Origin of the sequence: Streptomyces sp. NPDC048507 (assembly GCF_043199995.1) — a bacterium.
Classification (GTDB): Bacteria; Actinomycetota; Actinomycetes; order Streptomycetales; family Streptomycetaceae; genus Streptomyces.
This window is the reverse complement of record NZ_JBICWZ010000001.1, coordinates 666,286-678,054: the sequence shown is the minus strand read 5'-3', so window position 1 is coordinate 678,054 and position 11,769 is coordinate 666,286. Positions and strand designations below refer to the sequence as shown.

Annotated in this window: 12 protein-coding genes; 3 read left to right on the top strand and 9 right to left on the bottom strand. The window is 75.0% G+C overall.

All coding sequences use genetic code 11. The annotated features are described in order from the left end of the window. Window positions 1-64: 64 nt before the first annotated feature. From ACGFXC_RS03145 to ACGFXC_RS03115, 7 genes are all read right to left on the bottom strand, one after another. The gene (locus ACGFXC_RS03145; protein WP_393708901.1) at window positions 65-991 is read right to left on the bottom strand and encodes a squalene/phytoene synthase family protein; all 927 of its coding nucleotides are present in this window, start codon (window positions 989-991) and stop codon (window positions 65-67) included. A gap of 92 nt (window positions 992-1,083) precedes the next feature. Further along, window positions 1,084-2,781: a protein kinase gene (locus ACGFXC_RS03140; RefSeq protein ID WP_393708900.1), complete on the bottom strand. Its 1,698-nt coding sequence runs from the start codon at window positions 2,779-2,781 to the stop codon at window positions 1,084-1,086. Window positions 2,782-2,808: 27 nt separating this feature from the next. After that, window positions 2,809-4,485 (bottom strand): peptide-N4-asparagine amidase, encoded by a 1,677-nt coding sequence (locus ACGFXC_RS03135; protein WP_393708898.1) that lies wholly within the window; start codon window positions 4,483-4,485, stop codon window positions 2,809-2,811. 96 nt (window positions 4,486-4,581) lie between these two features. Further along, window positions 4,582-5,067, bottom strand: coding sequence for a ribonuclease E activity regulator RraA (gene rraA / locus ACGFXC_RS03130; RefSeq protein ID WP_393708896.1), 486 nt, complete (start codon window positions 5,065-5,067; stop codon window positions 4,582-4,584). Between the two features lie 69 nt (window positions 5,068-5,136). Continuing rightward, complete coding sequence (locus tag ACGFXC_RS03125) at window positions 5,137-5,403, bottom strand: GlsB/YeaQ/YmgE family stress response membrane protein (protein WP_393708894.1); 267 nt, start codon at window positions 5,401-5,403, stop codon at window positions 5,137-5,139. Between the two features lie 122 nt (window positions 5,404-5,525). After that, window positions 5,526-6,395 (bottom strand): hypothetical protein, encoded by an 870-nt coding sequence (locus ACGFXC_RS03120; protein ID WP_393708893.1) that lies wholly within the window; start codon window positions 6,393-6,395, stop codon window positions 5,526-5,528. Next, window positions 6,392-7,327: a phosphatase PAP2 family protein gene (locus tag ACGFXC_RS03115; RefSeq protein WP_393708891.1), complete on the bottom strand. Its 936-nt coding sequence runs from the start codon at window positions 7,325-7,327 to the stop codon at window positions 6,392-6,394. Before ACGFXC_RS03115 ends, ACGFXC_RS03120 begins: the two co-directional genes overlap by 4 nt. A 218-nt stretch (window positions 7,328-7,545) precedes the next feature. Here ACGFXC_RS03115 and ACGFXC_RS03110 point away from each other — a divergent pair, with 218 nt between their 5' ends. Next, complete coding sequence (locus ACGFXC_RS03110) at window positions 7,546-8,148, top strand: TetR/AcrR family transcriptional regulator (RefSeq protein ID WP_393708889.1); 603 nt, start codon at window positions 7,546-7,548, stop codon at window positions 8,146-8,148. Between the two features lie 201 nt (window positions 8,149-8,349). On the opposite strand, the gene ACGFXC_RS03105 is transcribed toward ACGFXC_RS03110, so the two are convergent. After that, entirely contained in the window at window positions 8,350-8,895 is a 546-nt protein-coding gene (locus ACGFXC_RS03105; protein WP_393708887.1) for a TerD family protein, read from the bottom strand. A 329-nt stretch (window positions 8,896-9,224) separates the two neighbouring features. Here ACGFXC_RS03105 and ACGFXC_RS03100 point away from each other — a divergent pair, with 329 nt between their 5' ends. Next, complete coding sequence (locus ACGFXC_RS03100; protein ID WP_393708885.1) at window positions 9,225-10,034, top strand: glutamate ABC transporter substrate-binding protein; 810 nt, start codon at window positions 9,225-9,227, stop codon at window positions 10,032-10,034. A gap of 104 nt (window positions 10,035-10,138) precedes the next feature. On the opposite strand, the gene ACGFXC_RS03095 is transcribed toward ACGFXC_RS03100, so the two are convergent. Then, complete coding sequence (locus tag ACGFXC_RS03095; protein ID WP_393708883.1) at window positions 10,139-10,705, bottom strand: DJ-1/PfpI family protein; 567 nt, start codon at window positions 10,703-10,705, stop codon at window positions 10,139-10,141. A gap of 218 nt (window positions 10,706-10,923) precedes the next feature. Between ACGFXC_RS03095 and ACGFXC_RS03090 the strand changes: the two genes are divergently transcribed. Beyond that, window positions 10,924-11,736, top strand: a complete 813-nt coding sequence (locus ACGFXC_RS03090; protein WP_393708881.1) for an endonuclease I family protein — start codon at window positions 10,924-10,926, stop codon at window positions 11,734-11,736. The last annotated feature ends 33 nt before the right edge of the window (window positions 11,737-11,769 follow it).

Sequence of the window (11,769 nt, the reverse complement as noted above, 5' to 3'; positions counted from 1 at the left end):
CCACGGTAGGAAGCCGGGCGGCCGGGCGGCAGATCCGGTTGTACGAAACGCGGGAGTACGAATGTCACGGGCCGGCCGGAGCCGGGCCGGCCGGGCCGCGGGTCCGGGCGCGCAGCAGGGTGCGCAGGGGTGCGGCGAGGCCGTATCCGGTGTCGCGCCGCAGGACGGCGCTGCCCGCCCGATCCACGGCGGTCAGCTGGTGCGCCATCAGCTCCGTCATGGCGGTGATCACCGGACGCAGGCCAGGACCGGCCAGGTCCGGGACGTCGTCCGCGGCGGCCAGGGCGGTACGGGCCCGCCGGCATTCGGCGGCGAGCAGGGCCCGCACGCCCGGGGTGTCCCGGGCCCCTTCCAGGTCCTCGCGGGTCACGCCGTGCTCGGCGAGGCGGGCGCGGGGGATGCACAGACGGCCTTCGGCGAGGTCCCCGCAGAGGTCGGCGAGGAAGTCGACGCGCTGGGCGGCGTCCACGAACCGGCGCCAGCCCGCGGCCTGCTCGGGGTCGGGGCCGCCCGGGTAGCGCAGTCCGGTGAAGACCACCACCCCGGGCCAGGCGTAGGCGTCGAGGTAGGCCTGGAAGTCCTCCTCGGCGGCGAAGCCGTCGAAGCCCGCCTCGGCGGTGGCCGCGCCCTCCAGGAAGCGGGTGACCCAGTGCGCGGGCAGCTCCCTGGTGCGCACGGCGTGGCCGTAGGCGCGCAGCAGGGGGTCGGGGTCGTCCCCCGATTCCAGGGCGGCCTCGGTGCGGGCCGCCAGGGCGGCGATGGCGGCGGGCCGCCCGGCCGGCGGGCCGCCCTCGGCCACGTCGTCGACCCGGTTCATGAAGGCGAGCCCGGCCGTGAGCCAGGGCACCAGGGCCGGGTCGGCGAGCAGGCGGAGAGTGAGGTAGGGGGCGGGTTCGCGGCGCAGGACCCGGCGGGCGGCGTGCGTGTAGTCGTCCCGCAGGCGGGGGACGGTGATCCCGGCCCGGGTGAGGGTGGTGCGCCAGCTGGGCATGGTGGCCGTGCTCCTCGGAAGCGTGTCGGAACGTGCGGGGGTACCCCGGGCGCGTGTGTGTGCGTGTGCGCCTCGGGCACGGGGACACGATGTCAGCCGGAGACGACCTTCTTGACCTGGCCGTCGGTCCCGGCGAGCACGTAACCGCCGCGGCCGTACTCGTCGCTGAGGTAGGCGCGCATGCAGGGGACGTGGTCCATCATCCAGGGGTCGACGATGACGTAGCGCGAGGACGGCTTCGCGACGGCGAGGTCGCGCGCGGAGCGTTCGAGCAGGGCGGGCAGCGCGTCCCAGCCGACGGCGGCCATGTCGATCACGGGGTCGCCGTCCTTGACGGTGCCGGCGGGACCGGTGCGGCGGACCGCGCCGCCGCGGTACTCCCAGTAGTCCAGGGTCTCGGCTCCGGGGGCGGTGGGGACGGCGGCGATGAGGTACTCGTCGTAGACGGTCATCTTCCCGAAGGTGGTGGTGCCCGTCTGCGCCTTGAGGGCCGCGAGGGCGGCGCGGACGCGGTCCGGGGTGAGCAGGCTCCCCTTCGGTACGGAGGCCGGGCTCGCGGCGGTGCTCGTACGGGGGCCCAGCGGCGGGGCGGCGGGGCCGGATCCGGACGGGGTCGCCGCCGGGGCGGAGACGGCGGGACCGGTGGCGCCGCCGCCGGGCTTGGCGCCGGTGGCGTCGCCGCCGTCCGGCAACCACCGCACGAGGCCGTAGACGCCGCCGGCCAGGACGGCGGCGAGCAGGAGGGCGGACAGGGCCCGCGGCGGCCGTCGCCGTCCGACGTCCGACGCCGACGCGCGGGTCACGGCGGGGTCGGCGGGGGCCGACCCGGGCGCGTAGGGCGCGTACGGGGCGGGCGGCCCGTACTGGCCGGGCGGGGGCGGAGCGGAGGCCACCGGGACGGACGGTGCGGAGGGGGCGGGCGGGGCGGCAGGCGTTCCCGCGAGAGCGGCGCTCGCGGTGCGGAGCAGCGCTTCCAGCAGCTCTCCGTCGGGCCGCGCCGCCGGGTCGCGGACCAGCAGCCGTTCCAGTACGGGGCCCAGCGGGCCGGACCGTACCGGGGCCGGGATCGGCTCGTCGAGGACGGCGACCACCGTGGCCAGGCTGGTGGCCCGGCGCAGCGGGTGCGTCCCCTCGGCGGCGACGTACAGCAGCATCCCGAGGGACCACAGGTCGGAGGCGGCCAGCCCCTCCTCCCCGCGCACCCGCTCGGGCGCGATGTACTCGGGCGAGCCGATCAGCACCCCGGTGGAGGTGAGGGCGGTCGAGCCGTGCAGGGCGGCGATGCCGAAGTCGGTCAGGACGGCCGCGCCGCCGGGCCGCAGCAGTACGTTGGCCGGTTTCACGTCCCGGTGCAGCACGCCCTCGGCGTGGGCGGCCCGCAGCGCGGACAGCACGTCGAGCCCGAGCCGCAGCACCTCGCCGACCGGCATCGGCCCCTCGGCGAGGCGGTCGTGCAGGGAGCCGCCCCTGACGAGCTCCATCACGATCCACGGGTGCCCCCCGGTCCCCGGCGCGGGCTCCACGATGTGGTGGATCGTCACCACGTTGGGGTGGGCGAGACGGGCGAGCGCGCGGGCCTCGCGCACCGCCCGCTCGCGCAGTTGCTCGGCGAGGCCGGGCTGCGCGGCGGCGGCGGCCGGGTCCGGCGGGCGCACCTCCTTGAGGGCGACCTCGCGGTGCAGGGCTATGTCCCGGGCGCGCCACACCGTTCCCATGCCGCCCGCGCCCAGGGGGCCGATCAGTTCGAAGCGGCCGTCCACCAGCCGTCTGCCGGCCTCACTCGTGTCCATGGCCCGTCATCGTAGGGGCCGCCCGCGTCAGCAGCGGCGCCGGTCCACCGTCAGGGTGCCCTGCACGGCCGTCACCGTACGGTCGTAACAGCCGCCGCCCGCCTGGCCCCCGTACAGGCGGGAGCGGGCGGTGGTGGTGGCGACGGCGTGCCGCTGCTCGCGCGGGACGTTCGCCGTGTACGAGGCGTCGCCGGTGTAGCCGTCGTCGAGCCGGGTGCGTCCGGTCTCGCGGCCGCCGCGCAGGGTGACGGTGTCGGCCCGGTCGCCGAGGGACAGGACGGTGCGCAGCCGGTCCCCGGCACCGAGGGTGGTGGCGCCGTCCATGGTGTACGTCCGGTGCGTGCGCGTGGTGGCGGGGCCGCGGGTGACGCTCTCCTCGTCGGTCCAGGTGGCGGTGAGGGCGTCGCGGTCCTCGCCCTCGGTCCAGCGGTGGACCGAGGTGGCGCGGACGTCCCGGGTGACGGTGGTGGTGACGCGGCCGTGGGAGGTGTCGAGGTATCCGGCGACGGTGAGGCGGTGGGCGCCGCCGGTGTCCAGGCGGTGTTCGCCGCCGGGTGCGGGGGCCGGGGTCCAGTGGGAGGCGCCCGTCGGGGCCGTCTCCTCGTACCGGGTCAGGGCGCCGGTGACGACCGGGCGGCCGTGGTCCTGCCAGAGCAGCAGGTTGGCGGGGGTGCTCCAGCCGCTCTGTCCGGCGGGCACGCCGGCGACGGACACCTCGACGCGGTGCGGGCGGCCGTCGCCCAGGAGGGCGGCGAAGGGGGTGAGGTCGTAGCGGACCGGCTGGACGTCGAAGGCGCGGGGGCCCGGGACGACGTACCAGAGGAAGGGGTTGGACCAGCCGCCGGTCCAGACGGTCGGGAAGGGTGCGGCGAGGCCCGCGAGCCGGCCGTCGACGCTGATGCGGACCTCGCGGTGGGGGCCGTCGGCGGCCTTGCAGGAGTAGGGGGCGGCGTCGGGGACGGTGAGGTACCAGTACTCCTCGCAGCCGCCGCCGGAGCCGGTGGCGTACACCTCGGCGAGGAGCCGTTCGGTGTTGCGCGGGGTGGTGACGGCAACCCCTCCCGCGGCGGGTGAGGTGACGGGGAGGACCAGGTCGGGGGTGTCGGGGGCCGGGTTGCGGCCGTCGGCGACGTAGAAGGTGAGGGTGACCTTGACGTCGATGACGCCGGTGTAGGTGTCGTCGACGACGTTGCCGATCAGCATCTCGACGGGCTGGGGGCGGCTGAGGGTGTCGCGGTAGGAGGTGACGTCCTTCTCCACGGACCAGGCGATGCCGTCGGGCGAGGGTTCGGGGGTGGAGGTGCGCAGGATCTCGACGCCGCCGACGGTGAGATTGCCGAGGCGGTCGTACTGACGGCCCTTGACCGTGCCGTCCAGGCGCAGCACGACCTTGGCCCAGGAGGACCGGCCGCAGCCGGCGGGCGGGGCGTAATCGCCCCGGTAGGGCGTGAAGTCCCGGAACCGGGCTTCGGCGACGGTGACCTCGCAGGAGCGGGTCGCGGGCCGCCGCGGCGGCGGGGCGACGGTGAGGGGGTCGTGCCAGTCGGTGCCGAACTCGGCGGGCGGGGTGGGCCCGGCCTCCGCTGCCCGGGAGTCAGGGGCCGGGGCCGGGGCCGGGTCGGGGGCCGCCGCGGCGGGTCCGGCCAGGGCGCCGACGGCGAGGGCGAGCGCGCCGAGCAGGCCCATGATCCTGTGTCGTCTCATGGGCCCGCAGTGAAACCGGTCGCGGACCGCCGCCGCCAGGTCCCGTGCTCCGGGGGTGGCGGAAAACGGACGGCGCCGGGCGGCCCGCGGCCGGTGTCAGTGCCCGGCGGGGAGCACGACGACGCCGTCGTCGTCGACGTGGACGGTGTCGCCCGGGCGGAAGGTGACGCCGCCGATGGTGACGGGGCCGTCGACCGTCCCGGCGCCGGTCTTGCCGCTCTTGCGCGGGCAGGTGCCCAGCGCCTGGACGCCGAGGTCGAGCGCGCCGAGCGCGACGCTGTCGCGGACGGCGCCGTTGATGATCAGCCCGGCCCAGCCGGAGGCGGCCGCGGCTCCGGCGAGGAGGTCCCCGACCAGGGCGGTGCGCAGGGAGCCGCCGCCGTCGACGACGAGGACGGCGCCTTCGCCCGGGGTGTGCACGAGCTCGCGCAGCAGGGCGTTGTCCTCGTGGCAGCGCAGGGTGCGCACGGGTCCGGCGAAGAGCCGCCGGCCGCCGATCCGGCGGAACGCGGTGGAACAGATCCCGAGGGTCTCACCGTGCTCGTCGTAGAGGTCGGCGGTGGGGACGGGGGTGACGCTCATGGGTCGGGGCTCCTCGCAGCTCGTACGTCGCGCCGTGCGGGCCCAGCGTAGACAGGGGGCGTCCGGGCCTCAGTCGCGGGAGTTGCCGAAGAGGATGCGGTAGCCGATGAGCAGCACCAGGGAGCCGGCGATGGCGGAGCCCCAGGTGGCGAGGTCGAAGAACTGGGTCTGGATGGGGCGGTCCAGGAACTTGGCGGAGAGCCAGCCGCCTATGAAGGCGCCCGCGACGCCGATGAGGGTGGTGCCGATGAGGCCGCCGGGGTCCCGGCCGGGCAGCAGGACCTTGGCGATGCCGCCGGCCAGCAGGCCCAGGATGATCCAGCCGATGATGCCCATGGTCGTTCGCTCCGCTCGTTGGTGTACGTCTCTCACCTGGGAGGACGCGCCCGACGGGGAATCGGTTCTCCGCCGGGCACGGGGCGGCCGGTCCCGGGCCGCACGGCCCCGTCCCGCGCCGGTCAGGCGGGGACGTGACCGGCGGGCAGTGGCCCGGCGTCCGGGAGCTGCACGGTGGGGGCGGTACGGGTGAGCAGCAGGACCCCGCGGGTCGCGGCGAGGGCTCCGGCGGCGGCGAGCAGGACGCCGAGCGCGCCGCCCTGGATGCGTTCGCCGAGCAGGACCATGCCGATGGCCGCCGCGGCGAGCGGGTTGGCCAGGTTCACCACGGCGAGGGGGGCGCCGAGTCCGCCCCGGTAGGCGCGCTGCGAGAGCAGCATCCCGCCGACGGCGAACACCACCACGAGCAGGGCCACCGTGACGACCCGGGCGCTGAGCAGGGCGCCGCCCCGGCCGCCCGCCACCGCGACGGTCTGCGTCAGGGCGGAGGCGGCCGCGGAGGCGAGGCCGGAGGCGGTGGCGTGGCGCAGGCCCGAGCGGGGGTCCTTGCGGGCGGTGAGCAGGACGATCACGGCGGCGGTGGCGGCGGACACCGAGAGGGCCTCGGCGAGGGTGAGGGTGTCGTCGGGGGCCGGGCCGGAGGCGGGGAGCAGCAGCAGCCCGAGTCCGGCGACGGTGGCCAGGGTGCCCCGCCACTCGGTGGCGGCGACCCGCCGCCCCGCGCCGCGCGCCCCGAGCGGGACGGCCGCCACCAGGGTCAGCGCGCCGAGGGGCTGCACCAGCGTGAGGGGGCCGTAGCGCAGGGCGGCGGCGTGGAGCAGCGCGGCGGCGGCGTTCAGCCCGGCCGACCACCACCAGGCGCCGTTGCCGAGCAGGTCGGCGGCGGTGCGGGCGACGGCCCGGCGGGCGAGCCGCTCCTGGGCCACGGCGGCGGCCGCGTAGGTCACGGCGGAGGCGAGGCAGAGGGCGACGGCGAGGGCGGTGGCGTTCACCGTCCGGCCCCCGCGGACACGGCGGCGGGCGCGGCCGGTACGGCGGACGGTCGCGGCAGGGGCCCGGTGGCGGTGCCGGGAGCCGGGCCGGGTCTCGGACCGCCCCCGGCGACCGGCCCCCGGCCGGCGGCGGGCGCCGCGGGCCGGGCCGCCGGAGCGGGAGCCACGACGGGGCTCGGGGCGGGAGCCGCGGCCCGCTTCGCGGCGGCGCGCGGGCGCGGGATGACGAGCAGGGCGGCGCCCAGCAGCAGGGTGGCGACGAGGGCGTCGAGCCAGTAGTGGTTGGCGGTGCCGACGACCACCAGCAGGGTGATCAGCGGGTGCAGCAGCCACAGGGCGCGCCACCGCGACCGGGTCGCGGCGATCATGCCGAGCGCCAGCATCAGCGCCCAGCCGAAGTGCAGCGAGGGCATCGCGGCGAACTGGTTGGCCATGGTGTCGGCGGCGGGGGCGGCCCGGTAGACGGTGGGCCCGTAGACCTTCCCGGTGTCCACCAGGTGCGCGGCGCCCAGCATCCGCGGGGGCGCGAGCGGGAACGAGAGGTGCAGGGCGAGCGCGGCGCCGGTGAGCACGGCCAGTACCCGGCGGGTCCACAGGTAGTGGCTCGGGCGGCGCAGGTAGAGCCAGATCAGGAACAGCGCGGTGGCCGGAAAGTGCACGGCCGCGTAGTACGTGTTGGCGGTGTGGACGACGGCGTCCGAGTGGAGCAGCAGCCGCTGGACCGCGCCCTCGCCGGGCAGGTGCAGGGCGCGCTCGGCGTCCCACACGCGGCCGGCGTTGCGGAAGGCCTCGTCGGTGCGGCCCGTCGAGAGCATGCGGCCCGCCTTGTAGACGGCGAACAGGCCCGCGACGAGCAGCAGCTCGCGTATGAGCCGGCGGCGCGCGTCCGGCGTTGCGGTGCGCGTCCGGTCGGGAGTGGTGTGGGAGGTCATCCCCCGGTCTCACTTCTTTCGGGTGTGGTCACGGTCTGCGGCCGGCGTGCCGTCGGTCGGGGAACCGCTTCCTATCGACACGCCAGTGTATCGATACATTCCCGTATCGATACGCCGGTGTACCGATACGCTGTCGTAGCCGTACACTCGAAGGGCGCCGCACGCACCGGACGCACCGGCCGCAGCCGCCCAGGAATCCGCGAGGAGAGCCGCCCCCCATGACGTCGACGCCGCAGGTCACCGCGCGCCGCTCCAAGATCACGCCGGAGCGTGAGCAGGAGTTCTACGACGCCGTCCTGGAGCAGTTGCGCGAGCACGGGTACGAGGCCCTGACCATGGAGGGCGTGGCCGCCCGCGCCAGCTGCGGCAAGTCCACGCTCTACCGGCAGTGGAAGACCAAGCCCCGGCTGGTGGCCGCCGCCCTGCGCGCGAGCCGCAGCGACCGGTCCCTGGCCGACGTCGACACCGGGACCCTGGTGGGCGACCTGCGCGAGGCCGCCCGGATCGCGGCCTGCACCTCGGGCCGCGACACCCGGCTCACCCAGGCGCTGGGGCACGCCGTGCTCAGCGACGAGGAACTACAGGGCGCGCTGCGCGAGGCGCTCGTGGAGCCCGAGCTGACGGCCTTCGACGCGATCGTGGCCCGGGCGGTGGCGCGGGGCGAGATCACCGCGGACCACCCGGCCGTGGAGTTCCTGCCGGCGCAGCTGATGGGGGTCCTGCGGATCCGCCCGGTCCTGGAGGGGCGGTACGCGGACGCCGACTACCTGGTCAGGTTCGTCGACGTCGCCCTGCTGCCCGCACTCGGCATCACCCCCTGATGCCCTTCGTACCGGTGGGCCGCCGTCCACGATGACCGGACGGCGACCCGCCTCGCGCTGCCTCGTGGGGACGGCGGCAGCGCGCCACCCGGACGGGGCGGCGACCACTCCCGAGCAGAGTGGCCGCCGCCCCGTCCGCCGGGCCGCCTCTTCCGGTTCCTCCCTGGCCCGCGCGGACCCCGGGCCCGTACCGGCGCGGGCTCAGCCGCGCGCGGCGCCCATGATCCGGGCGAACTCCTGCGGGTCCGCGTCGAACCCGAGCAGGGCGGCGTCGAGCGACCAGCCGCCCTCCGCGTCGCGGGTGAACCGCGCGACCGTGGCGGAGGTGGCCCGCGCCACCTCCGCGAAGTCACCCGTCGCGAGGTCGGTGTAGCCCTCGCGGATCCGCAGCCCGGTGCCCGCCACGTCGGCGAAGGTCTTGCGGTCCGCTCCGGCGGCCCCGCCGGCGTCCTGGATCACCACGCCGACCACCACGCGGCCGAGCTCGGGCGCCAGCCGGTCCAGTTCGAGCGTCATCACCTCGTCGAAGCCGAAGCCCTGCCCGGTGCGGCTGTCGCGGGCCAGGGTGATGGTGCCGTCGGGGGCGCGGCTGCCGAAGTGCACGAGGTAGACCGGTTCCCCGTACGGGTCCGCGGCGGCGTACACCGCCGCCACGATGTCCAGGTCGTTGGCGGGGGTGCCGGCCGGGCTGGGATCCCAGCGCAGGCCGACCTCCACCTTGGCCAGGCTCTTGCGTAGTGCGCTCACCGAACTCCCCCTCCGCTTGGCCGCTTTGGCCCGTGCTGCCCCGCCATGCTGTCACGCGCCGGTGATCACGGGGCGGGGCACCGTACGTTCCCGGCCAGTGCGGCCGGGAGCGCGCGCGGGGGCGGCCCGGGCCCGGCGCGGCCCGGCCATGACGGAGACCTTCAGGCCGAACCGGATCGTTATCCTCAAGTTTTACTCAGATGTAGTGACGCTGTGCCCGTCCGCTTCCTAGCTTCCTCATACACGTGCCACACCACCCAGCGGTCGCGCGTGCCCCGAACGCGCGCATCACCACCCGTGGCCGCGCGTTCCCGAGGAAAGAGTGCAGCATGAAGGTTCCCAGGGCCGGTGCGGTCGCCGCAGTGATCGCGCTCGCCGCCACCGCCTCCGGCTGTGGCGGTGAAGAGCCGAAGGAGCCCCTGTCCATCGGCATCAAGTTCGACCAGCCGGGCATCGGCATGCGCGAACCCGGTGGCACCTTCACCGGCTTCGACGTCGACGTGGCCACGTACGTCGCGAAGGACCTCGGCTACAAGCCGGACGAGATCGAGTTCAAGCAGGTGTACAGCTCCGACCGCGAGCTGCTGCTCCAGTACAACGAGGTCCAGTTCGTCGCCGCGAGCTACTCGATCAACGACAAGCGCAAGGAGAAGGTCGACTTCGCCGGTCCCTACTTCGTCGCCCACCAGGACCTGCTGGTCCGCGCCGACGACGGTTCCATCACCAAGGCGGAGGACCTCAACACCAAGAAGCTGTGCTCGGTGACCGGCTCCACATCCGCCGAGAACGTCAAGAACAGCCTCGCCCCCAAGGCGAGCGTGCTGGAGCTCGGCGGCTACTCGGAATGCCTGGTCGCCCTCCAGGACGGTCTCGTCGACGCCATGACCACCGACAACTCGATCCTGGCCGGGTACGCGGCCCGCAAGGGGAACGAGGGCAAGTTCAAGCTGGTCGGGCTGCGGCTGAGCAACGAGAACTACGGCATCGGCGTCAAGAAGGGCGACAGCGAACTCCAGCGCAAGATCAACACGGCGCTGGCGAAGATGGTCGCGGACGGCTCCTGGGAGGCGGCCGTGAAGAAGAACTTCGGCCCGGCGAACTACAAGTACGAGCCGGCCCCCACGGTCACCACGGGCTGACCGCCTCCGTCCGGCGCCGCGGCGCGCGCCGGACCGCGCGCGGGCGGGTGCCGGGGCCGGTGCGGGGCCGGCCCTGGTCGGCGCCGGCCCCGCGCCCGCCGGGCCTACGCCAGTGGGGCCTTGGCCCGCAGCACCGTCAGGAACTCGCGCATCCAGGCGGAGTGGTCGGGCCAGGCACGGGCCGAGACGAGGGTCCCGTCGACCACCGCCTCCGCGTCCTCGAACGCGGCCCCCGCCGCCCGCACGTCCGGCTCCAGCGCGGGATAGGCCGTGACCCGGCGCCCCTCCAGGACCCCGCTCGCGGCGGTGATGAGCGGTCCGTGGCAGATCTGCGCGATCGGCTTGTCGGCCCCGGCGAAGGCGGCCAGGATTCGCCGCACCTCGGGGTCGTTGCGCAGGTACTCCGGCGCGCGCCCGCCCGGGACGACCACGGCCGCGTACTCCTCGGTGACCACCTCGGCGAAGGCGAGGTCGGCCGGCCAGGTGTAGCCGGGCTTCTCGGTGTAGGTGTCGAAGCCCTCCTCGAAGTCGTGCACGACGAACCGCAGCTTCTTGCGCGAGGGGGCCGCGACGTGCACCTCGTACCCCTCCTCGCGCAGGCGCTGGTAGGGGTAGATGACCTCCAGCGACTCCGCCGCGTCGCCGGTCACGATGAGGATCTTCACTGCCATGGGCTGCTCCCGTCGGGGCCGTTGCCGTCGGCGCCGGCCCGGCCGGCGCCGACCGCTACCGTGCCCCTGCGCCGACGGCGGCAAACACCAGGGTTCCCCACTCCCGACACGTAGCCTTCACCTGTACGGCACATGACAATGTGACTCTCGCTCTGCCACCTGACACCCCGCCAATTCCCCTGGTGGGGACGGTGCGTGTGGAGAGGCACCCCCACGTCATGAGAATCTCCCGTACGGCACCCTGGGCCGGCGCCCTCGCGGCCGCCGCCCTGTTCGTGATACCCGCCACGGCCTCCGCCGGCCAGGACCGGACGGCGGCCGCCCCCACGGCCGCCCCGTCCGTGAGCGTGGCCGACTACTACGCGCCCGCCCAGGGCAAGACCGGCGCCGCGCTGAAGACCGCCCTGCACGACATCATCAAGACCCAGTCCAAGGTCACCTACGACGGCGTGTGGAACGCCCTGAAGGTCACCGACCAGGACCCGGCCAACCCCAACAACGTGATCCTGGTCTACTCCGGCCGCTCCCAGTCCAAGAGCACCAACGGCGGCGGGGCCAACGACTGGAACCGCGAGCACGTCTGGGCCAAGAGCCACGGCGACTTCGGCACCGCCACCGGTCCCGGCACCGACCTGCACCACCTGCGGCCCGAGGACGTCAGCGTCAACAGCACCCGCGGCAACAAGGACTTCGACATGGGCGGCAGCCCCGTCGCCGAGGCCCCCGGCAGCCGTACGGACGCCGATTCCTTCGAGCCCCGCGACGCGGTCAAGGGCGACGTCGCCCGGATGCTGCTCTACATGGCGGTCCGCTACGACGGCGGGGACGGCTTCGCCGACCTGGAGCCGAACGACAAGGTCGACAACGGCAGCGCCCCGGCGATCGGCCGCCTGAGCGTCCTGAAGCAGTGGAACCTCCAGGACCCGCCGGACGCCTTCGAGCAGCGCCGCAACCAGGTCATCTACGACACCTACCAGCACAACCGCAATCCCTTCATCGACCACCCGGAGTGGGTCAACTCCATCTGGTAGCCGACGGCCCCGCCGGGGTTGGTCCGCGCCGGG